21 protein-coding genes are annotated in these 23,485 nt (G+C 67.7%); 11 read left to right on the forward strand and 10 right to left on the reverse strand.

The window, feature by feature from the left end:
- Positions 1-2 precede the first annotated feature (2 nt).
- The 5 genes from pstA to C0J29_RS26625 form a co-directional block, all read right to left on the reverse strand.
- Positions 3-917, reverse strand: a complete 915-nt coding sequence (gene pstA / locus C0J29_RS26605; protein WP_065045309.1) for a phosphate ABC transporter permease PstA — start codon at positions 915-917, stop codon at positions 3-5.
- Entirely contained in the window at positions 914-1,951 is a 1,038-nt protein-coding gene (gene pstC, locus C0J29_RS26610; protein ID WP_120794055.1) for a phosphate ABC transporter permease subunit PstC, read from the reverse strand. The genes pstA and pstC overlap by 4 nt, the downstream gene beginning before the upstream one ends.
- Before the next feature lie 22 nt (positions 1,952-1,973).
- The gene (gene pstS / locus C0J29_RS26615; RefSeq protein WP_065045342.1) at positions 1,974-3,083 is read right to left on the reverse strand and encodes a phosphate ABC transporter substrate-binding protein PstS; all 1,110 of its coding nucleotides are present in this window, start codon (positions 3,081-3,083) and stop codon (positions 1,974-1,976) included.
- Positions 3,084-3,153: 70 nt separating this feature from the next.
- Positions 3,154-4,074 (reverse strand): mycothiol synthase, encoded by a 921-nt coding sequence (gene mshD / locus C0J29_RS26620; protein WP_120794056.1) that lies wholly within the window; start codon positions 4,072-4,074, stop codon positions 3,154-3,156.
- Positions 4,071-4,838 (reverse strand): winged helix-turn-helix transcriptional regulator, encoded by a 768-nt coding sequence (locus C0J29_RS26625; RefSeq protein WP_120794057.1) that lies wholly within the window; start codon positions 4,836-4,838, stop codon positions 4,071-4,073. Before C0J29_RS26625 ends, mshD begins: the two co-directional genes overlap by 4 nt.
- Before the next feature lie 245 nt (positions 4,839-5,083).
- Between C0J29_RS26625 and lmeA the strand changes: the two genes are divergently transcribed.
- From lmeA to C0J29_RS32990, 6 genes are all read left to right on the forward strand, one after another.
- A complete protein-coding gene (lmeA, locus tag C0J29_RS26630; RefSeq protein ID WP_120794058.1) occupies positions 5,084-5,902 on the forward strand; it encodes a mannan chain length control protein LmeA in 819 nt (272 codons plus the stop codon).
- A 284-nt stretch (positions 5,903-6,186) separates the two neighbouring features.
- Positions 6,187-7,020 (forward strand): sulfurtransferase, encoded by an 834-nt coding sequence (locus C0J29_RS26635; RefSeq protein ID WP_065045313.1) that lies wholly within the window; start codon positions 6,187-6,189, stop codon positions 7,018-7,020.
- 1 nt (position 7,021) lies between these two features.
- The gene (locus tag C0J29_RS26640) at positions 7,022-7,324 is read left to right on the forward strand and encodes a DUF1416 domain-containing protein (RefSeq protein ID WP_065162419.1); all 303 of its coding nucleotides are present in this window, start codon (positions 7,022-7,024) and stop codon (positions 7,322-7,324) included.
- 201 nt (positions 7,325-7,525) lie between these two features.
- Positions 7,526-8,170: a heme-binding beta-barrel domain-containing protein gene (locus tag C0J29_RS26645; RefSeq protein WP_065162418.1), complete on the forward strand. Its 645-nt coding sequence runs from the start codon at positions 7,526-7,528 to the stop codon at positions 8,168-8,170.
- 106 nt (positions 8,171-8,276) lie between these two features.
- Complete coding sequence (locus C0J29_RS26650) at positions 8,277-10,646, forward strand: RyR domain-containing protein (protein ID WP_120794986.1); 2,370 nt, start codon at positions 8,277-8,279, stop codon at positions 10,644-10,646.
- Between the two features lie 109 nt (positions 10,647-10,755).
- Positions 10,756-12,312, forward strand: coding sequence for a sensor domain-containing protein (locus C0J29_RS32990; RefSeq protein WP_162951557.1), 1,557 nt, complete (start codon positions 10,756-10,758; stop codon positions 12,310-12,312).
- 253 nt (positions 12,313-12,565) lie between these two features.
- Here C0J29_RS32990 and C0J29_RS26670 read toward each other — a convergent pair whose 3' ends face one another.
- Positions 12,566-13,432, reverse strand: a complete 867-nt coding sequence (locus C0J29_RS26670) for an aminodeoxychorismate lyase (protein ID WP_120794988.1) — start codon at positions 13,430-13,432, stop codon at positions 12,566-12,568.
- 184 nt (positions 13,433-13,616) lie between these two features.
- Here C0J29_RS26670 and ygfZ point away from each other — a divergent pair, with 184 nt between their 5' ends.
- Both ygfZ and C0J29_RS26680 read left to right on the forward strand, forming a co-directional pair.
- Complete coding sequence (ygfZ, locus tag C0J29_RS26675) at positions 13,617-14,711, forward strand: CAF17-like 4Fe-4S cluster assembly/insertion protein YgfZ (RefSeq protein ID WP_120794059.1); 1,095 nt, start codon at positions 13,617-13,619, stop codon at positions 14,709-14,711.
- A 148-nt stretch (positions 14,712-14,859) separates the two neighbouring features.
- Positions 14,860-15,039, forward strand: a complete 180-nt coding sequence (locus C0J29_RS26680) for a DUF3073 domain-containing protein (RefSeq protein WP_065047011.1) — start codon at positions 14,860-14,862, stop codon at positions 15,037-15,039.
- Positions 15,040-15,088: 49 nt separating this feature from the next.
- Here C0J29_RS26680 and purM read toward each other — a convergent pair whose 3' ends face one another.
- The 3 genes from purM to C0J29_RS26695 form a co-directional block, all read right to left on the reverse strand.
- On the reverse strand, positions 15,089-16,183 hold the full coding sequence (gene purM, locus C0J29_RS26685) for a phosphoribosylformylglycinamidine cyclo-ligase (protein ID WP_065047009.1): 1,095 nt from the start codon (positions 16,181-16,183) through the stop codon (positions 15,089-15,091).
- A gap of 60 nt (positions 16,184-16,243) precedes the next feature.
- A complete protein-coding gene (gene purF, locus C0J29_RS26690; protein WP_055581487.1) occupies positions 16,244-17,779 on the reverse strand; it encodes an amidophosphoribosyltransferase in 1,536 nt (511 codons plus the stop codon).
- A 137-nt stretch (positions 17,780-17,916) separates the two neighbouring features.
- Entirely contained in the window at positions 17,917-18,309 is a 393-nt protein-coding gene (locus C0J29_RS26695) for a sterol carrier family protein (RefSeq protein WP_120794060.1), read from the reverse strand.
- Positions 18,310-18,328: 19 nt separating this feature from the next.
- On the opposite strand from C0J29_RS26695, the gene C0J29_RS26700 reads away from it, so the two are divergent.
- From C0J29_RS26700 to C0J29_RS26710, 3 genes are all read left to right on the forward strand, one after another.
- The gene (locus C0J29_RS26700) at positions 18,329-19,543 is read left to right on the forward strand and encodes an MCE family protein (protein WP_120794061.1); all 1,215 of its coding nucleotides are present in this window, start codon (positions 18,329-18,331) and stop codon (positions 19,541-19,543) included.
- Positions 19,540-20,775 carry a haloacid dehalogenase-like hydrolase gene (locus tag C0J29_RS26705; protein WP_120794062.1) on the forward strand — a complete coding sequence of 412 codons (1,236 nt, stop codon included), beginning with the start codon at positions 19,540-19,542 and terminating at the stop codon, positions 20,773-20,775. The genes C0J29_RS26700 and C0J29_RS26705 overlap by 4 nt, the downstream gene beginning before the upstream one ends.
- A gap of 163 nt (positions 20,776-20,938) precedes the next feature.
- Positions 20,939-22,519, forward strand: coding sequence for a stealth family protein (locus C0J29_RS26710; RefSeq protein ID WP_120794063.1), 1,581 nt, complete (start codon positions 20,939-20,941; stop codon positions 22,517-22,519).
- On the opposite strand, the gene cpdA is transcribed toward C0J29_RS26710, so the two are convergent.
- Positions 22,464-23,420 (reverse strand): 3',5'-cyclic adenosine monophosphate phosphodiesterase CpdA, encoded by a 957-nt coding sequence (gene cpdA, locus C0J29_RS26715; protein WP_120794064.1) that lies wholly within the window; start codon positions 23,418-23,420, stop codon positions 22,464-22,466. The two genes, C0J29_RS26710 and cpdA, sit on opposite strands and share 56 nt — an antisense overlap.
- Positions 23,421-23,485 lie beyond the last annotated feature (65 nt).

Raw genomic sequence — 23,485 nt, forward strand, 5'->3', positions numbered from 1 at the left:
GGCTAAGTCTTCTTCGGGGCGAAGGTCTTGGCGACCACCCTGGCCCCGATATTGATGATGGCAATCAGCAAGATCAGAGTAAGCGCGGCACCCCACATCCGCTCCGTCGGAACCGGGTTGGCACCGGCGCCAACGGCCGTCTGGTCATACATCATGCCGGGCAACGACCCCATGAACCCACTGAACATGTCGAAGTTCATAGCGCGCGAATAGCCGACCAGGATGAGCAGCGGCGACGTCTCGCCCAGCACCCGGGCCAGGGCCAGCAGGATCCCGGTGAGGATGCCGGACAGGCCGGTCGGAATCACCACCCTGGCAATGGTCTTCCACTTCGGTATCCCGAGCGCGTAACTGGCCTCCCGGAGATCCACCGGAACGATCCGCAGCATCTCGTCGGTCGCCCGCGCGATCACCGGAAGCATCATCAGGACCAGCGCCAACGCCACCGCGAACTGGGACCGTGGTAGACCGAGCGCCGCGACCCATACCGCGTAGATGAACAACGCGGCGATGATCGAGGGCACCCCCGCGAGAATATCCACCGTGAAGGTGACCAGCCTGGCCAGCGGGCTGCGGCCACCGTATTCCACCAGGTAGATGCCTACCAGCACGCCGATCGGGATGGAGATCGCCGCGCATGCCAATCCGAGCAGCAGCGTGCCGACGATGGCGTGGTACGCACCGCCGCCGGGATTCAGAGCCGTGGTTCCGGCCTGCGAGTGCGTCCACCACGTGCTCGACGTCAGCGCCTTGAAGCCGTTGATCGCCACCGAGCACAGCAACCAGAGCAGCGGCGCCAGTGCGAGCAGCATCGCCAGCGTCACCAGGATGGTCGCGACGGTGTTGGCGATGCGACGGCGCCGGCCGCGGCCGGCGAGCGTCCGCCACTTCAGCGGGCGGTCCAGCATCGAGGTCATGACCGCGACCTTGCGGCCCGGGTCCCGGCCACGGCCGCGCGGGCCAGGGCGTTGACCACGAAGGTGAGCAGGAAGAGCACCAGACCCGCCGCGAGGTAGGCGCCCGCCTGGTACTGGTTGTTGAATTCGGGCGCGGCACCGGCGATCTTGGTGGCGAAAGTGGACCCGCCGTCGAACAGCGACCAGCCGAACGCCGTCTGCGTGCCGCGCAGAATGATCAGCAGAGCGACCGTCTCACCCAGGGCCTGCCCCAACCCCAGGATCGACCCGCTGATGAAGCCGGATCTCCCGAACGGCAACACCGTCGTCTTGACCACTTCCCAGCGGGTGGCCCCCAATGCGAGCGCGGCCTCGATCTCGTCCTGCGGGGTCTGGACGAACACTTCCCGGGTCACCGCGGTGATGATCGGCAGGATCATCACCGCCAGGACGATCCCGGCGGTGAAAATGGTGCCGCCGCCGGCCGCCGACGCATTGCCGGTCGAGAACAGGAACACCGCCCCGAGGTGGGCGTTGAGCCAGACGGCCACGGGCCGCACCTGCGGCGCCAGTACATACAGGCCCCAGACCCCGTAGATGATCGACGGCACCGCGGCCAGCAGATCGACCGTGTACGACAGTGGCGCTGCCAGCCTGCGCGGCGCGTACTGGGTCAGATAGAGCGCCACGCCCAACGCCACCGGCATCGCCAGCACCAACGCGAACACCGACACGAAGATCGTCACGTGCAGCTGTTCGAGAATGCCGAACCGCATCGCCGACGGGTCGGCGGTCACCCAGTTTCCGCGGTAGGTGAAGAAGTTCACCCGATTTCGGGCCAGCGCCGGCAGGGCGTGCCAGAGCAGGAAACCACCGACACCGGCGATCACGGCCACGACGAACAGGCCGGCACCCACGGAGAGTCGGCGGAAGATCCGATCCGCCAGCGGCGGCCGGCCGTAGCCCCACGGGCTGATCGGGACCACCGGCGGTTCCGGGAACGGCGCGGCAACGACTTCCCCCGAACCCGCGTCGGCTGGGTTTGGCGTCGTCACTGTTGATCCCGTCGGCGTGCGGTTACTGCAGTGCGTTGATCGCGGTGATCAGGCGCTCCTTGACCTTATCCGGCAACGGGACGTACCCGGCGGAGGTGAGCGCGGTCTGGCCCTTGTCGACGGCAGTGGTGAGGAAGGCCTTCACTGCTGCGGCCGTCGCCGTGTCGTAGCCCCCCGAGCACACGATCTCGTACGTTGCCAGCACCAGCGGGTAGGACGTCGGCTCCTGGATGGCGTACATCGAGCCCAGCTCCAGCACCAGATCGTTCCCGCTGGCCGCGAACGTGACGGCGTTGACGGCGTTGCGGGCGGTCTCGTCGGTCAGCGGGACGACGCCGTTGCCCGTGTCGATCTGCGCGAACGGCACCCGGGCGCGATCGGCGAAACCTTTCTCGACGTACCCGATGGCTCCCGGCGTGGTCTGCACCGCCTCGACCACGCCGGCCGACCGAGGGGCGCCCTCACCCACACCACCCTGGAACTCGGTTCCCACGCCACGGCTCCAACTCTGCGGCGCCGCCGTGGTCAGGTACTTCTGAAAATTGTCGGTGGTACCCGAGGAGTCTTTGCGGTAGATCGGCGTTATTGCCGTATTGGGCAGTGCCACACCGGGATTGAGCGCAACCAATAGCGGATCGTCCCAGCGGCGGATGCCGCCGCTGAAGATCTTGGCCAGCGCATCGGCGTCGACGGCCAGCTTCGGAACACCCGGCAGGTTGTACACCAACGCGATCGGTCCGAACACCAGCGGCAGATCCCACGCCGAACTCCCGTTGCACCGCTGGGCAGCCGGCCCGATCTGGGAGGCGACCAGCGGCGAATCCGATCCGGCGAAGTCGACATGGCCCGCGATGAACTGCTCGCGACCGGCACCCGAGCCGGTCGGGTTGTAGGCCACCGACTTCCCGGGACACAGCTGGCCCCACACCTGGTTGAACACCGCGATCGCGATCTCCTGGGCCGTCGAACCCTCAGCGGTCAACGCGTTCTTCCCGCCGCACGACCCCTCGCCGGATACCCGCGAGCCCGGCGACACGGCGCCGCGGTTGTCGTCGCTGCCGCAGGCCGTCACGGCAGCGCCGCAGATCGTCACCGCGACGGCCGTCGCTGCGAGTGCCGACCCGGGTTTCATCTCCGGGAACATTGCCAAGTAGCCCGGAAACTATGCTTCCCGCCGCGAAAAAGGCGTCCGCGGAAGGGTTTCAGCCGGCCGCGTATGCGGTGTCGACGCTGTAGACGGCGAACCCGGTCTTCTCATAGGTCCGCACCGCGGCCGCGTTGTCGGACTCCACATAGAGCATGGCGTTGGCGTCGGGCCTGCCGTGCAGCCGCTGTGCCAGCGACGCCAGACCGATCGAGGTCAACAGCTGCCCAAGACCACTGCCCTGGGCCGACGGGTCGACTCCCAGCACGTAGACCTCGCCCAAGCCTGCGGGGTCGGGATGCACTTTGGTCCAGTGGAAGCCGAGCAGTTTGTCGTCGCGGCCGAATGCCAGGAACAGGCCGTCCGGATCGAACCACGATTCCCCGCGCCGCTCCTCGATCTCGCGTTCGGTCCAGCCACCCTGCTCCGGATGGTAGGAGAACGCGGCGTTGTTGACGCGCAGCAGTTCGGCGTCATCAGCAGGGCCCGCGTAGGTGCGGATCCGCACCTCTCGCAACCGGTCGGGCGGCACGGGTGTGGCGATATCCCCCAGCGGCCGACGCATTTGCAGCAGCTCGCGCACCGCGACCAGACCCAGCGCCGACGCCGTGGCGCGGGCCGGCTCCAGCGTGCCGTGCGCCCAGAACCGGGTCTGCCCGCCGGTCTTGGCGAGCGCCGCGCGCACCAGTGCGGTGCCGACGCCGGCCCGCCGGGCTTGTGGGCGCACCACCAGTTCCGACATAGCCAGTTCCGATACAGCCCCGTCCTCATCGCGCGACGGGGTGAGGTTCAGATAGCCGGTTATCGCGCCGCCGTCATCCGCGGCCACCAGGTGCCCGGTGCGGTCCCGCAACAGTTCCCGCAGCAACTGCTCGCCCACCGGGGCCACACCATCGAATTCTGTTGCCGCCGTTATGAGTTCACGAACCTGGTGCTGTTCATCGCGGGCCAGGGCGGTGCGCCACTGCGGCGGGGTCACTGACTGCGCAACGGGTCGGCCAGCGGGTCCATCTCGGCGTCGGATTCGTCGTCCTCAGATTCGCGGTCGGGCTCGGCGGCCTGGGCCCGGCCGCGTGCGGGCCGGACCGCCTTGTAGCCAACGTTGCGCACCGTGCCGATCAGGGCCTCATGCTCGGGGCCGAGCTTGGCGCGCAGCCGGCGGACGTGCACGTCGACGGTCCGGGTGCCGCCGAAGAAGTCATAGCCCCACACCTCGTGCAGCAGCTGGGCCCGGGTGAACACCCGGCCCGCATGTTGGGCCAGGTATTTCAGCAACTCGAATTCCTTGTAGGTGAGGTCGAGCGGGCGCCCCCGCAGCCGCGCCGTGTAGGTGCCCTCGTCGATGACCAGCTCACCCAGGCTCACCTTGCCGACACTCTCCTGGTCGGCCAGACCACCCCGGCGGCCCACGACGAGCCGCAGCCGCGCGTCGATCTCGGCCGGCCCGGTGCTGGGCAGCAGGATCTCGTCCAGGCCCCAGTCGGCGCTCACGGCCACCAACCCACCTTCGCTCACCACCGCCAGGACCGGCGCGGACCGGCCGGCCGTGCTCAGCAGCCGGCACAGGCCGCGCGCCGCAGAGAGATCGTTGCGCGCGTCGACGAGCACGGCGTCGGCGTTACCGGCCTCCAGCAACGAAGATGCCTCCGGAGGCGCGGTACGCACGCTGTGCGGCAGTAGGGACAACGAGGGTAGGACCGGGTCGGGATATAACTCCGAGGTCAGCAGTAGTAGCTCCAACACGCCCCTCCTGCGTCGTGGGCAAAGCCTCCCAGATCATCGCGACATATGACGTTAGCGGCAAGATCATCTAACGATAACTTGCTGCGGGGTATTCGGCCTGGCGACGAGGCCTTACGTAACACACCCGCGGGAAGTCGGAAAGTTAGCCCTCAGTTAGCCCAAGCCCTTTTGACCTGCGAGCGGGGGCCGCAGTCTCGAAACGGCTGTGAGCAACCCAACACGCCCGACGGTGTCAGAATGTCCGCGTGCGTAAAGTTCTGGCCTCTACCACGGTCACTGCCACCGCCGCGGCGATCGCCGTCGGCGTCATCGCGCTCGGCGCCGTCGGGGTCGACTACGGCGCGAGCATCTACGCCGAGTACCGGCTCTCGACCGCCGTGCGCAAGGCGGGCAACCTCGGGTCTGACCCGTTCGTGGCCATCATCGCCTTTCCATTCATCCCGCAGGCGGTGCGCCACCACTACGACGAGCTGGAGATCAAGGCCGGCGCCGTCGACCACGCAACCGTCGGCAAGGCGACCCTCGAGGCCACCATGCACTCGATCGACCTGACCGAGGCGTCCTGGCTGATCAGGCCGGAGGCCAAGCTACCGGTCGGGAAGCTGGAGAGCCGGATCATCATCGACTCGGTGCACCTGGGCCGCTTTATGGGCATCACCGACCTGATGGTTGAGGCGCCTCCTCAGGAATCCAACGACGCCACCGGAGGCACCACCGAGTCCGGCATATCCGGCAGCCGGGGACTGGTCTTCAGCGGCACACCGAAATCGGCCGACTTCGACCACCGGGTCAGCATCTCGGTGGATCTGGCCATCGCCCCCGAGGACCCGGCCACGCTGGTGATCACCCCCACCGGAGTGCTCACCGGACCCGAAACCGCCAACCAGGCGGTTCCCGACGACAAACGCGACGCGGTGCTGCGGGCATTCGCCAGCCGGCTGCCGAACCAGCGGCTCCCGTTCGGGGTGGCGCCCAACACGGTCGGAGCGCGCGGCTCCGACGTGATCATCGAGGGCATCACCCGGGGTGTCACCGTCACGCTGGAAGGTTTCAAGCAGTCGTGACTGCCCGTTGGCTGGGAGCTGTCCGCCGCTGTTGGCTTGATCACTGTTTCATTGGGTAAGCTGACCGACGTGTCAGCCCGCATCGAGCATGTGCTCATCAAGCGCCGCGCAGTTCAGCTGTGCCGCGTCGCGGGTTGTTGCTGTTGCTGTAGCTGCTGAGTAGCCGCGCCTTTCTGCGCAGTGCTCGAAGCGGCCAGGGCCCCTTCCCGTGGCATGTCTTCCTCGCGCAACAGGCATACCCAGCACCCCAACGCTGTTCAAAGAAGAAATCGAAAGGATCCCCCATGGCACGCTCCGACGTCCTGGTCTCCGCCGACTGGGCTGAGAGCAATCTGGATGCCGAAAACGTCGTCTTCGTCGAGGTGGACGAAGACACCAGCGCTTACGACGGCGGCCACATCGCCGGCGCGGTCAAGCTGGACTGGCGAGACGACCTGCAGGACCCGGTCAAGCGCGACTTCGTCGACGCCGAGCAGTTCTCCAAGTTGCTGTCCGACCGCGGCATCTCCAACGACGACACCGTGATCCTCTACGGCGGCAACAACAACTGGTTCGCGGCGTACGCCTACTGGTACTTCAAGCTGTACGGCCACGACCAGGTGAAGCTGCTCGACGGTGGCCGCAAGAAGTGGGAACTCGACGGCCGGCCGCTGTCGAGCGAGGTGGTGAACCGGCCCGCCACTTCATACACGGCCTCGGCGCCCGACAACTCGATCCGTGCCTTCCGTGACGAGGTCATCGCCGCCATCGGCACCAAGAATCTGGTCGACGTGCGCTCCCCCGACGAGTTCTCCGGCAAGATCCTGGCACCCGCGCACCTGCCGCAGGAGCAGAGCCAGCGCCCCGGCCACGTCCCCACCGCGATCAACGTGCCCTGGAGCAAGGCCGCCAACGAGGACGGCACGTTCAAGTCCGACGAGGAGCTGGCCAAGCTCTACGCCGACGCCGGCCTGGACGGACAGAAGGAAACGATTGCCTACTGCCGGATCGGGGAACGTTCGTCGCACACCTGGTTCGTCCTGCAGGAATTGCTCGGACACAAAAACGTCAAGAACTACGACGGCAGTTGGACGGAATACGGCTCCCTGGTGGGTGCCCCGATCGAGTTGGGAAACTGACATGTGCACTGCACCAAAGCAAGGACTGACGATGCCGGCCAGCGTCGACCTGGAGAAGGAAACGGTGATCACCGGGCGCGTCGTGGACGGTGAGGGCCAGGCCGTCGGTGGGGCGTTCGTGCGTCTGCTGGACTCGTCCGACGAGTTCACCGCCGAGGTCGTGGCATCGGCCACCGGTGACTTCCGGTTCTTCGCGGCGCCCGGATCGTGGACGCTGCGGGCGTTGTCCCGGGTAGGCAACGGCGACGCCGTGGTCGCGCCGTCCGGTGCCGGCATCCACGAGGTGGACATCAAGGTCGCCTGAGGCCGCCGCCACCGCTGTTCACTCTGCGTTGAGGGCGACGAAGTCCGAGTGACCGCCGCCCGCTACGCAGACTCAACGGCGGGGCCGATCGCATAGACTCATCCACGTGGTGCTGTTCTTCGAGATCATGCTGGTCCTCGCGACTGTGGTCATCTCCTGGTTCGCGCTGTATGCGCTGTATCGGTTGATCACCGACGAGTCGTGACCTCTACCGAGGGCGCAGACGCCTCAGACGAACTGTCACAGGCGGCCGAGCGGGCGAAACTGACCGCTACCCGGAATATCCCCGCGTACGACGACCTTCCGGTGCCCGCGGACACCGCGAACCTCCGGGAAGGCGCCAACCTGCATGACGCCTTGCTGGCGCTGCTGCCGCTGGTAGGCGTCTGGCGCGGCGAGGGCGAAGGCCGCGCGCACGACGGCGACTACCGGTTCGGCCAACAGATCGTGGTCTCCCATGACGGCGGCGACTACCTGAACTGGGAAGCCCGGTCCTGGCGCCTCGACGAGGCGGGCGAATACCACCAGCCGGCGCTGCGGGAAACCGGATTCTGGCGGTTCGTCGCCGATCCCGACGACCCCTCCGAATCGCAGGCCATCGAGCTGCTGCTGGCGCACTCGTCCGGTTACGTCGAGCTGTTCTACGGGCGCCCCCGTAACCAGTCGTCCTGGGAACTCGTCACCGATGCGCTGGCCCGCAGCCGGTCCGGCGTACTGGTCGGCGGTGCCAAACGGCTCTACGGGATAGTCGAGGGCGGCGATCTCGCCTACGTCGAAGAGCGGGTGGACGCCGACGGCGGCCTGGTCCCCCACCTGTCGGCGCGCTTGTCCCGTTTCGTCGGCTGAAACCGGCCTCCTTAACGAGCTCTTCTTGTTGCCTTCCCGCGCACTTGCGCGTGTACTGTTCGCGTCCGAGCAGGCCCGGAAAAAAGGCTTGGCGAAGCGAGGTTTGATGGGCCAGAAGAGAATCGCCCCACCCCCGGTGCGCTGGGGCATGTCCCTCCTCGCCGTCTTGTTGATCGGCTATCTGGCCGCGGTGGCGCTCGCACCCGCGATCCTGGACCTGCTGCCGTCCGGGCTGGGCTGGTTCGGCCGGCCGGGATCGATGACGACCACGGCGATCGTGGTCGCGGTGCTGGTCGCGGTGTGCGTGATGACCTTCCGGTCCAACACCAGCCACCGCCTGGTGGGCGTTTCGTTCACCGTGATCGCGGTGCTCATCACGATGAGCGCCATTCTGGGACTCAGCTCGTACTGGAACTGCCACGACGAGAACCATCCCGCCGTCTTCACCCCGCTGATGCTGACCGCCCAGCTGATCAAAGGCAGCAGCAGCGACTACTCGCTGGGTGGGCACGTCTGCCCCAGCCCGACCCCGGTCGGTCTCGAATTGGCCCGAATGGCAGCCGTTTCGGCGATCTTCACCGGCCTGGGCGGTGTGGTCATCGGGGTGTTCCGGTCGCAGGTGGACCGGCTGCGGGCCAATTTCGCCGATTCCGTCACCGCCATCGTCGGCGTCGATGACGACACCGAGTCGATGATCAGCGGGGTGGCCCGGACGCTGGACCGGCGCAGCACCCTGGTCGTCATCACCAGCGCCAACGACGACCGCGTCCAGCGGGTGCGCCGGATGGGCGCCCGCGTCGTGCTGGTGGACTTCACCACGCCCGCCACGCTGGTGACGCTGCGGCTGTGGCGCCACCTGAGCCGGCTGTACCTGATGGCGCCCGACCCGGCCATCAACCTGCTGTGGCTGGACCTGATCAGCCGTCGGCTGTCCGAAGTCGCCAACAAGCGCCGGCTGCCGCTCATCGTGCGCATCGACGATCCCTGGCTCGCCGAGGCCTGGCGCGCCCAGCAGTTCGGCGGATCCGACACCCGATGGGCGGCCGACGTCGTCGGCAAGTACGAGGTCACGGCGAGCCGGCTGCTGGACGGCATCATCGCGACTGGTCGCACGAAACGTGTATTCGTCTGTGGCACTTCACAATTGACCCTGGCGCTGTGCGCGGATCTGACCCGCCGCGCGCTGGAACGCGACTTCTACACACCGCCGGGTGCCGTCCCGCTGCCGTCGCTGACCCTGGTGGAACGCGACGCCGAGGAATACCTGAAGGATCACGAGTTCTACCGTCAGCAAGCCGGTTTCGCCTCCGACGGACCGTCGATCGACGCGGTGTCCGAGGGCCCGACGATTCCCACGATCCTGCGGCTGATCGGCGACACCGACCCCACCACCAGCGCGGTGATCCTGGTCGACACCCACACCGCGACCACCGGCACCAGGCTGGCCGCCCGCTTCCCCGAAATGCCGGTCTACACCTCGGATCTGAACACCAGCATCGCGGACGACTCGATCCAGGTGGTCGGCATGCTGCAGTCGTACTCCCTGGTGCTGGACAGCCGGGAGGGTCAGGTTCAGGACGCCTGGGAACGGGCGGCCCGGCTGATCCACGAGCGGTATGTCGCCACCATCGATCCCAGTTGGCCGCGGGGCCCCGCCTCGGTGCCGTGGATAGAACTCGACGAGTTCTACCGCGGCTCCAACCGGCGCCAGGTGCGCAACGCGTTGTGGATGGTCGAACAGATCGCCGGCCACACCTGGAACACCTGGGGCAGCCCGCCCGCCCAGTTGTCCGGACGCGATATGGCGGACTCGCCGCCGCTGGAACAGTTGGCGCTGATGGGCTTCGACCGGTACTCGGCACTGGCCATGGCGCAGGCCGAGCACGAGGACTGGTGCCGCTACTACCGCCGCAACGGCTGGAAATACGGCACGCCACGGGACGACGCCCGCAAGATCCACGACAAACTGGTCGACTGGTCAACCGTCGAGAGCAGCCCCGACCTGCTCAACGCCGCCGTGCGCAGCCTGGCGGCCACGCTGTGGAGCCTGCGCCAACTCGGTTACCGGTCCCGCCCGCTGTGGCGCACATTCACCCGGGTGGGGACGGTCTCCGCCGAGCAGCGCACCGCGCCATGGACATGGAAGTCGGATTCGGGGCACACCATGCACGCCGACGCCGGCGACTGGGAGGTGCGCGCGGACGGCAAGACCTGGTCGGTGCGCGACGACATCTTCCACGCCACTTACGAGCCGGCCGGTGACGGACTATGGCGCCGGAAAGGGCGCGTCCAGGCCCGTCCGGCGCAGCCGGGCGAGTCGATCAACACCCTGGAGGGCACGACGAACGCGGCCGACGGCGACTGGGTGGTGCGGGGAGCGGAGGGCGAGCAGTGGCCGGTACCGGGCCATGAGTTCGACCAGCGTTACGCCGAGTTCCACCCACCGGATGACGCGCCTGTCCCAGCCGCCGACTAGACGCCGGCGGTTTGCCAGAGTCGATTGCTGCTACCCCTACCATGCGCTACCGTCCCCATGACGGTTTCGCCGTATCCGCCTCCCCCTGCCCTCAATTGAGGAGACTGCCGTGGCCATATTCATCAGCTACTCGAGCCAGGACAGGACGTCGCTCGACGCGCTGACGACCGCTCTGAAGCGCGCGCAGCAGAAGGTCTGGTTCGATCAGGAACTCGGAGGCGGCGACGCCTGGTGGAACGCGATCCTCGAGCAGATCCGCTCCTGCGACGTTTTCATCGTCGCCCTGTCCAACAATTGGCTGCAGTCCAAGCCGAGCCTGGCCGAGCTGCGCTACGCGCAAGCCCTGAACCGCCCGATCCTGCCGGTCAAGGTGGGGCCGGTGGACAGCGTCCGGGTCAATCCCGTCTCCACGCTGCAGATCATCGACTACCAGAACCCGACCGTCGACGCCGGCATCCAGCTCGTGACCGCGATCCACGCGATGAGCCAGAAGGCCACGCCGCTGCCGTCGCCGTTGCCCGACGAGCCGCCGGTGCCATTCGGATACATCATGCGACTGGGCAACGACCTGTCGGAGAAGGAGCTCACGCCCGCGCAGCAGCTCCAGTTGTTGATCGAGTTGCGGACGGGGCTCGACGAGGACGGCGACGACCCCAGCGCCCGCGGCGACATCGCCCAGTTGCTGCGGATGTTGCGGATGCGGCACGACGTCACCTACCGCACCCGGACCGAGATCGACAATGTGCTGGCCGAGATCGAGGCCAAGGACAGCCCACCGGGCGGATCGCCGGCGACGGCCCCGGCTGCCCCCGCTGCCTCAGCTCCGGCGGCCTCGGCTCCGGCGGCCCCCGCTGCCGCGGCCCCGGCGGCCGGGGCTCCCGCGCCCGCACCACCGGCCCGCCCCACCTCCGGTCACGCCGCGCCGGCGCCCAGCTCCGGACAGTCGAGCAAGAAGCTGCTCATCATCGGCGGTGCCGCCCTGGCCGCCGTGGTCGCCATCGTGTTGATCGTGGTGTTCGCTACCGGCGGCAACACCCGCAAGCCGGCGGCGAAGCCGAGCGGCGCTGCCACCGGACCCTCCAACGGGGTCTCCAACGGGGCCTCGGCCCCGGCCGAGACCGGGTCCCTCCTGCTCGGTGCCGCCGACATCGGGAACGTGCTGGGTGACCCCAACATGAGGGAAGGCGCACGCAGCGATCAACTGCGTGGCCCGCAGGGCACGTTGTCCGATCCGGAGTGTTTGTCGGCTTTCGAACCGTTCGAGGAATCGGTGTACCGGCCGCACGACCCCACTGCGATCCACACTCAGTCCGTTCAATCGCCCGGTGACGCTCATCGGGTCGTCGAGGCCGTCGCGAGATTCCCGTCGGCCGAGAAGGCACGGGCGTTCGTCGAGGCATCCGCCGGCAAGTGGCAGGCGTGCGCCAACAAGACCGTCACGTTCACCGGTACGAGCAAGAGCACCGAATGGAGTTTCGGCGAAGTCAACGGCGCTGCGCCGAAGATCACCATGACGCGCGCGGAGACCGACAACAACACCCGCACCTGCCAGCATGCGCTCAGCGCGGCGGGCGATCTGGTCGTCGAGGTTCAGGCGTGTGGCAACGACATCACCGACGGCGGCGCGAAATTGGCCGAGCAGATCGTGGCGCGGGCGAATAAGTAACGGGCCTTCGGGAAGGCGCTGGAGATGGAGCGGCCCCCGAGCGACGCTCCGGTTGGACAGACCGGACGCTCGAGGGCCGGGTGGCTGCGGGAAATTCGCCAGCGCGCGTAGATCGCTGACTCTTCCGAGCCAATGCAGCTAGCGCGCAGCCACCTCACATGTCCATGAAGCTATCAATTTCGCGGACCACCTCCTCTCTTGTGTAAAGCCGACGCTACCGCGACTCCGGCCCGGCGACAACAGATTTAAGCGCTCAGCGATCAATGACGATCGCCGCGTCGACCAGTTCGGCGAACGTGTCGGCGAACGGGACCCGCGGTAGCCAGCGTCCGTCGAGCGTGTGCACACGCGCGGCCAACGTCATGCTCGACACCAGCCAGATGCCTTGCGCCGCGGCGAGATCGGAGACCCGCAGCGCGCGGTAGTCACAGTCGTACCCGCGGGCGCGCGCAACTTCGAACAACGCCTGCTGGGTGGTTCCGCGCAGGATCGGGTACCACGGCGGCGGGGTGAGCAGGCACGGGCGGCCGTCCTCGCCGTCGACGGCGATGACCACCGTGGAGCGCGGACCTTCGAGGATGAACCCGTCGGTGCTGACGAAGATGACGTCACCCGCGCCTTGCCGGGCGGCATGCCGCAGGACGGCCATATTCACGGCGTAGGACAGCGTCTTGGCACCCGCCAGCAGCCAGGGCATGGTGTCGATGCCGTTGGCCGGCAGCCCGCGATCGAGCGTGATCGCGGCGACACCGTCGCGGCGCACCGCGGCCACCCGTTCCGGGACAGGATTGACCATGACATAGGCGGTGGGCTCCGCGAGCGCGCTCTCCCGGCCGCGGCTGTACACCAGGCGCATGGCGGCCTCATCGGCGGTGAGCGTCAGCCACTGACTGGTCGCCTTTTCGATCGCTGTCCGCCATTGGGCCAGGTCCGGCTCGGGCAGGTCCATCAACTTCGCCGAGTGGGTCAGTCGCTGCAGGTGCAACTCGATCAGGCATGCCCTGCCGTCGCGCACCAGCAGCGTCTCGAAGACTCCGTCGCCGCGCACCGCCGCGAGGTCGTCGGCGTGCAGCAGCGGAGCGCCCGAATCGAGAACCTCGCCGTCCAGAGTGACGACCACACCCGTCATGGGGAGAGAGCCTAACCGCCCAGACCGTCGCCGAGCGTGCGGCTGGCTTCACGCTCGGCGGCGACCGTGCGGCCAGCTTCAGGCTCGGCGGTCGGTGAGATGGGCCCCCGTAGAGTTGATGTGTGAACCGCGCCGACGACGATGCAGAGCGAAGCGATGAGGAGGAGCGGCGCAAATGAATCCAGTCCCCGCCCCGGATCCCGGGCCCGACGCCGGCGCGATCTGGCATTACGGCGACCCACTCGGCGAGCAACGGGCCAGCCAGACCGACGCCGTCCTGGTCGACCGCTCACACCGTGCCGTGATCGCGCTGACCGGAGCCGATCGGCGCGCCTGGCTGCACAACATCTCCACCCAACACGTCAGCGAGCTGGCCGAGGGCGCCAGCACGCAGAACCTCAGCCTGGACGGCCAGGGCCGGGTCGAAGACCACTGGGTACAGACCGAACTGGGCGACACCACCTACCTGGATACCGAGCCGTGGCGCGGCGAACCGCTGCTGGGTTACCTGCGCAAAATGGTTTTCTGGTCGGACGTGGCCCCGGCCATCACGGACCTGGCGGTGCTGTCGCTCATCGGGCCTCGACTCGCTGACGCCCCGGTACTGGCGGCGTTGGGTGTGGCTGCACTGCCGCCGGAATGGTCGGCCGTCCCATTGCCCACCGGCGGATTCCTGCGCCGGATGCCGAGCACGCCGAACGGTCCGATCGAGCTGGACCTGCTGGTGCCCCGCGATTCAGCCGCCGACTGGCGGCAGCGGCTGACCGGTGCCGGCGTGCGGCCGGCCGGGGTGTGGGCCTACGAGGCTCACCGGGTGGCGGCCCTGCGGCCGCGGCTGGGCGTCGACACCGACGAACGCACCATCCCGCACGAAGTGCGCTGGATCGGTGGGCCCGGCCAGGGCGCGGTGCACCTGGACAAGGGTTGTTACCGCGGCCAGGAGACGGTGGCGCGAGTGCACAACCTGGGTAAACCGCCGCGGATGCTGGTTTTGCTGCACCTCGACGGCTCGGCGGACCGGCCGTCCACCGGTGCCGCGGTGCTTGCCGGCGGTCGCGCCGTGGGGCGGCTGGGAACAGTGGTCGAGCACGTCGACCTCGGACCGGTGGCACTGGCGCTGGTCAAGCGCGGCATCCCCGCCGACACGCAACTGACGACTGGCGCCGACGGCGCCGTCGCCGCCGTGATCGACGCGGATTCGCTGCCGCCCGTGGATGGGGTGGGCGCCGGACGCCTCGCGGTCGATCGGCTGCGCGGCGGCGCGCTATAAGACTGTGACATCCGCCATGTGCGGCTAGGCAGGGCGCGGCCACCTTCAGCCGCGCGGCACGGTAAGCTGTCGACAGGACAATAAAGACACTAGAGATCGGAGCCGCCTACTCGTAGGCCGCTCCGTTATTTCGCGAGGGGGTCCCCCCATGGGCCGCGGCCGGGCTAAGGCAAAGCAGACCAAGGTTGCTCGAGAACTGAAATACAGCTCCCCGCAGACCGACTTCACGCGGCTTCAGCGCGAGTTGTCAGGGACGAGCACGAGCACCGATGAATCCGACAGCGCCGAAGGCGATTCATGGGACGACGAGGACACCTGGCGTCGCTGATCTGACGCCCCGACCGCGGCGACCGCACGTGTCGGCACCGTAGAGCTGTTCAGAATCGCGGATGCTGCCCGACGAGCGTGGCGCGCGGGCCTTCTTTTCCACCCTTGCAGATGGTGCCCAGGACCCAGCAGTCCAAGTGCCGCGCGGTCAGGATAGCCAGCGCGCGGTCGGTGTCTTCGGGTGCGACGACGGCGATCATCCCGACGCCCATGTTGAACGTCTTCTCCATCTCGGGCCGGGCGACGCGGCCACGCTGGGCGATCATCGCGAATACCGGTGCGGGCGTCCAGGTGCCGCGATCCACCTCGGCGACCAGACCGTGCGGGATGACCCGCTCGAGGTTCCCGGCCAGCCCTCCCCCGGTGACGTGGCAGAAGGTGCGGACCTGGGTCTCCGCGGCGAGCGCCAGGCAATCCTTGGCGTAGATCCGGGTCGGCTCGAGCAGCTCCTCGCCCAGCGTGCGCCCGAACTCCTCGACATAGCCGGCGAGATTCATCCGGTCGATCTCGAGCAGCACCGCCCGCGCCAGCGAGTACCCGTTGGAATGCAGTCCCGAGGAACCCATCCCGATGATGACGTCGCCGGGTTTGACGCGGTCCGGTCCCAAGACGTCGTCCGCTTCCACGACGCCGACACCGGTGGCCGAGATGTCATAGTGGTCCGGCTCCATCAGGCCGGGATGTTCGGCGGTCTCGCCGCCGAGCAGCGCGCAGCCGGCGCGCACACAGCCCTCGGCGATGCCGCTGACGATCGCCGCGACCCGCTCCGGGACCGTGCGGCCGACGGCGATGTAGTCCTGCAGGAACAGCGGTTCGGCGCCACAGACGACGAGGTCGTCGACCACCATCGCGACCAGGTCCAGGCCGACGGTGTCGTGCTTGTCCATCGCCTGGGCAACCGCCAGCTTGGTGCCGACACCGTCGGTGGAGGCAGCAAGCACCGGTTCGCGGTAATCACCGCGCAGCGCGAACAACCCGGCGAAGCCGCCGAGCCCACCGCGCACCTCGGGTCTGGTGGCCTTGGTCGCCAGCGGCTTGAACAAGTCGACAGCGCGGTCACCGGCTTCTATGTCCACCCCGGCCGATGCGTAGGTGATGCCCTGGTTGCCCGCGCCGCGTTTGGCGCTAAGTTCGGGATCCGTCATCGCGATAAAGGCTACCGGTCCTAGGCACCGCCGGTGACGGTTACCTACGCAGAGCCCGCGTCAGCGTCCGACCGGAACTTCCGGCGCGTCCTGGCCCGCCAGGTCGCCCAGGCCGGCACCGCGCGCCGCGTTGGCCAGCATGTGCTCGATGACGTTCTTGCCCAGCGCACTCTCGCTGGGCAGTTCGATCGGGTACGTGCCGTCGAAGCAGGCCGTACACAGTCGCGAGGCCGGTTGCTCGGTGGCCGCGATCAGACCGCGCAGCGAGATGTAGCCGAGCGTGTCGGCGTTGATGGCGTGCCGGACGGCCTCGAGCATCTCCCCTTCGTCCTCGACGGCGTTGGCGATCAACTCGGCCGGCGACGGGAAGTCGATCCCGTAGAAGCAGGGCCACTTGACCGGCGGCGACGCGATCCGGACGTGCACCTCGACAGCCCCGGCCTCCCGCAGCATGCGCACCAGGGCGCGCTGGGTGTTGCCGCGCACGATCGAGTCGTCGACGACGATGAGCCGCTTACCGCGGATCACCTCTTTGAGCGGGTTCAGCTTGAGCCGGATGCCGAGCTGGCGGATCGTCTGTGACGGCTGGATGAAGGTGCGCCCGACGTAGGCGTTCTTCATCAGGCCCTGCCCGTACGGGATGCCGGATTCCTGCGCATACCCCACCGCGGCGGGTGTGCCGGACTCCGGAACCCCGATGACCAGGTCGGCGTCGACCGCACATTCGCGGGCGAGCTGGCGACCGATATCCAACCGGGCGCCGTGAATCGACCGCCCGCCGATGGTGCTGTCCGGCCGGGCCAGGTAGACGTACTCGAAGATGCACCCCTTCGGGGTGGGGTTGGCGAAGCGGGTGGACCGCACTCCGTCGGCGTCGATCGCCAGCAGCTCACCCGGCTCGATGTCCCGGACGAACGAGGCGCCGACGATGTCGAGGGCCGCGGTTTCCGACGCCACCACCCAACCGCGGTCCAGCCGTCCCAGCGACAGCGGCCGCACGCCGTGCGGGTCGCGGCACGCGTACAGGGTGTTCTCGTCCATGAACGTCAGGCAGAACGCACCGCGCACGGTCGGCAGCAGTTCGAGCGCGGCCTGCTCCAGGCTGGAGTCGGCCGCACCATGCGCCAGCAGCGCGCCGAGAATGTCGGAATCCGTGGTTGCCGGCGCCGGTGCCCGCTTCGCGATCAGGCCCTCGTCGCGGGCGCGCGCCATCAGTTCGGCGGCGTTGACCAGATTTCCGTTGTGCCCCAACGCAACTCCGGTGCCGGCGGCGGTATTGCGGAAGACCGGCTGGGCGTTCTCCCAAGTGGTGTCCCCGGAGGTGGAGTAACGGCAGTGCCCGATGGCGACGTGGCCCTCCATGGCGGCCAGCGTCTGCTCGTCGAACACCTGACTGACCAGGCCGAGGTCTTTGAACACCAGCACCTGGGATCCGTCGGCCACGGCGATGCCCGCGGCTTCCTGGCCGCGGTGCTGCAAGGCGTAGAGGCCGTAATAGGTGAGTTTGGCGACGTCTTCACCGGGGGCCCAGACCCCGAATACGCCACACTCTTCACGAGGCGAACTGAAGTCTTCTTCGGGCTGCTGCGCGGTCACGGTGTGGCGGCTCCCTAGGGCGCGGTTGGTGACGCTACGGAGTCTACGGGCACCGCGGGCCGGCCGCGCAATGCCGGACCGCGTGTTGCGCCGGGGAGAATCCGCGTGTCGCGGCCGAAACTCCAGGTCAATAGAGGTCAGGGCGTTAAACGCGAAACCGGTAGCCAGTGTTCTATTTCACAGGCGCGAGAGCCCGAAAGGGTCAGGTCGCCGCTCACTGCCGCCTCACTGAACCCCATCAGTCCCGTTGCCACCAACAGCCACGTGCGCGGGTTGGTTTCCACCACGTTGGGGGGTGTTCCGCGGGTGTGCCGCGGACCGGACACGCACTGCACCGCGACGAACGGCGGGATCCGCACTTCCACGCTGGCGCCGGGTGCCAGGTCGGCCAGGGTGCGGGCGGTGAGCCGGACGGCGCTCGCCAGGGCGGCCCGGTCGGGCGCGGGATGGTTTTCGTCCCGCAACCAGTCCGCGACAGCCGACACGGCCTGCCGTGTCTTTGCCGGATCGGCCTTGGGGCGGGCAGCCATACCTTAGGGTCTCAGAATCATGGAGCGTCGGCGCTCGGGCGCGCGGCCACCGTATCGGACCATCGGCCTGATCGCGCTGGTGGCGCTGACGCTCGTCCTGAGCGCGCTGTACTGGCAGTTCCGCGGGAACTTCACCCCGAAGACGAAGCTGACGATGGTCGCTCCGCGTGCGGGTCTGGTGATGGACCCGGGCGCGAAGGTCACCTATAACGGCGTGCAGATCGGCCGGGTGGCCGAGATCTCCGAAATCACCCGCGACGGCGTCCCGGCGGCCCAGTTCGTCCTCGACATCTTCCCGAAGTACATCCCGCAGATCCCGGCGAACGTGGCCGCCGAGATCAAGGCCACCACCGTGTTCGGCAACAAGTACGTGTCCCTGAGCTCGCCCAAAACACCTGCGCCGCAACATATCACACCGTCTGTGGTGATCGACGCGACCAAGGTGACCACCGAATTCAACACGCTGTTCCAGACCTTGACGGCGATCGCCGAGAAGGTCGACCCGGTCAAGCTCAACCTCACGCTGAGTGCGGCCGGGCTGGCGCTGGCCGGCCTGGGTGACAAATTCGGCGAGTCGCTGACCAATGGAAACGCGATCCTCGACGACCTGAACCCGCAGTTGCCCGCGGCCCGCCGAGACGTGCAACGACTGGCGGCTCTTGGTGACGTCTACGCCGACGCCGCCCCGGACCTGCTGGCGGCGCTCGATGCGGCGGCGACCACGTCGCGCACCGTCAGCCAGCAGCGCAACGACCTCGATGCCGCCCTGCTGGCGGCGGCCGGGTTCGCCGACACCGCGACCCCGGTGTTTCAGCGATCGGGTCCCTACCTCGCACGGGGGGCCGCCGACCTTCTTCCCACGGCCCAGTTGCTCGACGAGTACAGCCCGCAGATCGTGTGCACCATCCGCAACTACGACGAGGTGGCGCCCAGGATCCGCAATGCACTCGGCTTCAACGGCTACGCACTCGGTGCGACTTCAGCGGGCGCCATCACCGGTGCGCCGGGCCCGTACATCTACCCGGAGAATCTGCCCCGGACCAACACCAGAGGTGGCCCCGGCGGGAGACCGGGATGCTGGCAGAAGATCACCAGGGACTTGTGGCCCGCGCCCTACCTGGTGATGGACGCGGGCTACGACCTCGCGCCGTACAACCATTTCGAGATCGGTTCACCGATGATTCTCGACTACGTGTGGGGGCGGCAAATCGGCGACTACACAATCAATCCATGACGCCGGTGTCGCGCGCACTTACCGCTCTGACCGTGGCCCTGCTCGTGGTCACGGCCTGCCACAGCACCAACTCCGCCCACCACGACAGCTGCCGCACACTCGCCGTCGACTCGGGCTGGTACGGCGACAACCGCGACCGGATCGACGCGATGATCAAGCAACTCGGCAGCTGCGGGAAGACCAGGGACACAGCCCCGCTGGCGTTGTTCGACTGGGACAACACCATGATCCGCAACGACATCGGCCACGCGACCTTCTACTGGGTGGTGCGGAACTCCAAGGTGCGCCAGCCGAAAGACTGGAGCGCCACCAGCCCCTTCCTGGCGCCGCGGGCCGCCGCCGCCCTGGCGGCCGCGTGCGGGAGCCTCGCGCCGCCCGGCGAGCCGCTGCCCACCGACCGCGACACCGGCTGCGCCGACGAGCTGGTGTCGATCTACTCCAACGGCCAAACCCGCTCGGGTGAAACGGCATTCACCGGCTTCAACCACCGCCGCTTCAAACCGGTGGACGCATGGCTGTTGCAGCTGCTCGCCGGTTGGACCGACGCCGATATCACCCAATTCGCCTCCGCCGCACGGCAAGAGAATATCGACGCACCGCAGGGCGCCGAGCAGACCGTGGGCAGCACCCGGCAGACCGCCTGGGTGCGCTACTACCAGCAGATGCGGGATCTCGTCGGGACGTTGCAGGCCAACGGTTTCGACGTCCGCGTCATCTCCGCCTCACCCGAACTGGTGGTGCGGGTCTGGGCCGCGGATGTCGGCATCCCCGCCGACCGGGTGATGGGCGTGCTCTCCGAACACGACGGCGACGTGGTGACACCACGTCTGGCGACGTGTGGCGGCGAGCCGTCGATGCCGTTCAACGAGGGCAAGCGGTGCCGGGTGAACCAGCAGGTGCTCGGCATCCAGGGCGCGGCGGCGTTCGCGCCGGCGCCCGAAGCCCGCCGGCAGGTGTTCGCCGCCGGGGACTCTGACGGCGACGCCACCTTCGTGCCGGATGCGACCGCGCTGCGACTGGTCCTCAACCGCAACCAGATCGAGTTGATGTGCCGCGCCTACGCCGACTCCGACGGTCGCTGGTTGATCAATCCGACGTTCATCGACCCACTGCCACCGAGCCCGCCGTATCCGTGCGCCACCCAGGGCTTCGACGAACCCGACGGTGGTCAGGCCGCCCTGCGCGGCCCCGACGGCCGCGTTGTGCCCGACCAGCAGGACCGGGTTCACTGAATCGCGCCGGACATGACATCAACGTGAACTGACAGTTAAGTCCAGGTATCGGAAATCGGCTGAATCGACTGTCCTGCAACAGTTATCGTCCCACCGCGCAGCCCCGGAGAAAGTATGGGATTCTGCGGTTGACGGTGCGACTTCGAACTGAGGCGGTGTTCCGATGCCAAAGGCTTTTTGCCGTGACGGCGATCGGTCCGTTCCGGGCTCACCCGTCATGGTGACCCGCCGCGGCCGGATCGCGCGCGTGGAAGCCAGCCTCACCCCGCACGAGGCACAGATCGAGGATCTGGTCTTTCTCCGAAAAGCGTTGAACCGGGCTGATATTCCCTACCTGCTGGTTCGCGATCACAAGGACCGACCAGCCCTCGCCGTCGACATCCGGTTGCGCGGCGCCGTCGAGCGGGCCTTGGCAGCCGCCTGCGCCGATGAGCCGATGTACGCGAAAAGCGCTGACGGACAGCATCTTCTGGCGCACGGGGAGCTGTCCGCCGTACCCGACTCGCGCACCCTGCGGTTGTACCGGAACAGGGTCGCGCCGGGGGGGTTCCGTTACGGACCGGCGTTCGGTGTCGATCTGCAGTTCTGGGCATTCGACGAGACCGCGATCGGATGCCCGGTGGAGAACGCACTGACCCGCACGGTGTTGCCCCGCACCGAAGTCACCCCGGCGACCGTCAAGCTCTACGGCTACAAGTGGCCGACCCTGGAAGGCATGTTCGCACCGCACGCGGGCGACGTGACGTTCGACATCGACCTGGTGTTCTCGTGGGTCGACGGCAATGACCCGGAATTCCGGGCCCGGCGGGCCGCTCAGATGTCCGGTCATGTGGTGGGCGAAGGCGACGATGCCGACGCCCGCATCCGGCAGATCGACGAACTGAAATACGCGCTGCGATCGGTCAACATGTTCGCCCCGTGGATCCGTCGCATCTTCATCGCCACCGATTCGACGCCACCCGCGTGGTTGGCCGAGCACCCGAAGATCACCATTGTTCCTGCGATCGAACACTTCTCGGACCCCGCCGCACTGCCGACCTACAATTCGCACGCGGTGGAGAGCCAGCTGCACCACATCGCCGACCTCAGCGAGCATTTCCTGTACTCCAATGACGACATGTTCTTCGGCCGGCCGCTGCGGCCCGGCATGTTCTTCTCCCCGGGTGGGGTCAGCAAATTCATCGAAGCCAACACCCGAATCGGGTTGGGCGCCAACGATCCCGGACGCAGCGGGTTCGAGAACGCGGCCCGGGTGAACAGGAAACTGCTTGCCGACCGGTTCGGGCAGCTCATCACCCGCCATCTCGAGCACACCGCCGTCCCGCTGCGCAAGAGCGTTCTTCAGGAGATGGAGCGCGAATTCCCGGACGAGTTCGCCCGCACCCAGGCCAGCCCATTTCGCGCCAGCACCGACATCTCGGTAACCAATTCCTTCTATCACTATTACGCACTGTTGACGGGGCGCGCCGTACAGCAGGAGAAGGCCAGCGTCCGGTACGTCAACACGACCACCCGGGCCGGCCTGAACCTGCTGCCCGAGTTGCGCAAGAAACGCCGGCACCACTTCTTCTGCCTGAACGACAGCAGTTTCCCCGAAGTCGCGGCGGCCGAACGCGCCGCCCGGGTCATCGATTTCCTGGAGCGGTATTTCCCGATCCCGGCACCGTGGGAGAAGGTCGCAGGCGGGGTCAGTCGACCGAATCTTGCGGTGCCGTCGACGTCAGCGCCATCGGAGGGTTCCTGAACAGCGAGTCTCGACGGGACGGCTCGATGAAGATGCCCGCCTCGGCGATGTTGCGCTGCGCCTGACCGGGAGAGACGAACGTGCCTACGGTGTTGCCGCCACCCAGCGGAATCACAGAGTGCACAACGGTTTCCGGGTAGATGTGCACCAGGTTGCAAGCCTGCGCACCGTCCCTGCCGCGGGTTCCGCCGACGGCGACCGTGAGGTCCTGGGTGTAGCAGGTGGCAGAGGCGACCGACACGGGGATCCCGACGAAGGTGGCGTTCGTCGAGTAGTGCAGGTGCCCGGCCAGGATGGCCCGCACGTCGCTACCTTTGAGCACGCGCCCCAGCGGGGCCTGGTCACGCAGCTCGACGGTGACGGCCAGGTCCAGCACAGAGGGTATCGGTGGATGGTGCATCGCCAGGATGGTGCCGTCGGGTGCCGGCGTGGCCAGTTCTTCGGCGAGCCAATCCAATTGAGCCGGCCGGATTTCGCCGTGATGGTGCCCCGGCACCGAGGTGTCCAGCGTGATGATGCGCAGCCCGTCGATGATGCGCACGTGGTCCAGCGGGGCCATGGACGGCGCTTCGTCCAGCAGCAGGCGCCGCAGTTCGGCCCGGTCGTCGTGGTTGCCCATCACCCAGACGAGTTCGGCGCCGAGGTCGGCCGCGAACGGCTCGACCAGGTCGCGAAGCTTGCGGTAGGCGGCGGGCTCACCCTTGTCCGCGAGATCACCGGTGAAGACGATGGCGTCGGGGCGCACCCCGGAGTGATTCAGCTGTCCGAGCAGTTCACCCAACCGGCCGTCGGCATCCACGTCGCCGTAGAGCGGACCGTCTCCGCCGACAAGGTGGGTGTCGCTGATGTGCAGGAGTACATAGTCCGGCCGCGGGTGCTCCGCGGCCCTGAGTCTGTGCACCGGCGGTGCCGCCCTCTCTAGCTGGGGATTTAACAAGCAATTAACAAGTGTAGGGCCTCAACCGC

It is taken from the genome of Mycobacterium paragordonae (genome assembly GCF_003614435.1).
GTDB lineage: Bacteria > Actinomycetota > Actinomycetes > Mycobacteriales > Mycobacteriaceae > Mycobacterium > Mycobacterium paragordonae.

Excerpts from the sequence above, each read along its gene's own strand:
- pstA (WP_065045309.1), bottom strand. The coding sequence starts at position 917 with ATGACCTCGATGCTGGACCGCCCGCTGAAGTGGCGGACGCTCGCCGGC.
- pstS (WP_065045342.1), bottom strand. The coding sequence starts at position 3,083 with ATGAAACCCGGGTCGGCACTCGCAGCGACGGCCGTCGCGGTGACGATC.
- C0J29_RS26635 (WP_065045313.1), top strand. The coding sequence starts at position 6,187 with ATGGCACGCTCCGACGTCCTGGTCTCCGCCGACTGGGCTGAGAGCAAT.
- C0J29_RS26640 (WP_065162419.1), top strand. The coding sequence starts at position 7,022 with ATGTGCACTGCACCAAAGCAAGGACTGACGATGCCGGCCAGCGTCGAC.
- C0J29_RS26650 (WP_120794986.1), top strand. The coding sequence starts at position 8,277 with ATGGGCCAGAAGAGAATCGCCCCACCCCCGGTGCGCTGGGGCATGTCC.
- ygfZ (WP_120794059.1), top strand. The coding sequence starts at position 13,617 with ATGAATCCAGTCCCCGCCCCGGATCCCGGGCCCGACGCCGGCGCGATC.
- C0J29_RS26680 (WP_065047011.1), top strand. The coding sequence starts at position 14,860 with ATGGGCCGCGGCCGGGCTAAGGCAAAGCAGACCAAGGTTGCTCGAGAA.
- purM (WP_065047009.1), bottom strand. The coding sequence starts at position 16,183 with ATGACGGATCCCGAACTTAGCGCCAAACGCGGCGCGGGCAACCAGGGC.
- C0J29_RS26695 (WP_120794060.1), bottom strand. The coding sequence starts at position 18,309 with ATGGCTGCCCGCCCCAAGGCCGATCCGGCAAAGACACGGCAGGCCGTG.
- C0J29_RS26700 (WP_120794061.1), top strand. The coding sequence starts at position 18,329 with ATGGAGCGTCGGCGCTCGGGCGCGCGGCCACCGTATCGGACCATCGGC.
- C0J29_RS26705 (WP_120794062.1), top strand. The coding sequence starts at position 19,540 with ATGACGCCGGTGTCGCGCGCACTTACCGCTCTGACCGTGGCCCTGCTC.
- C0J29_RS26710 (WP_120794063.1), top strand. The coding sequence starts at position 20,939 with ATGCCAAAGGCTTTTTGCCGTGACGGCGATCGGTCCGTTCCGGGCTCA.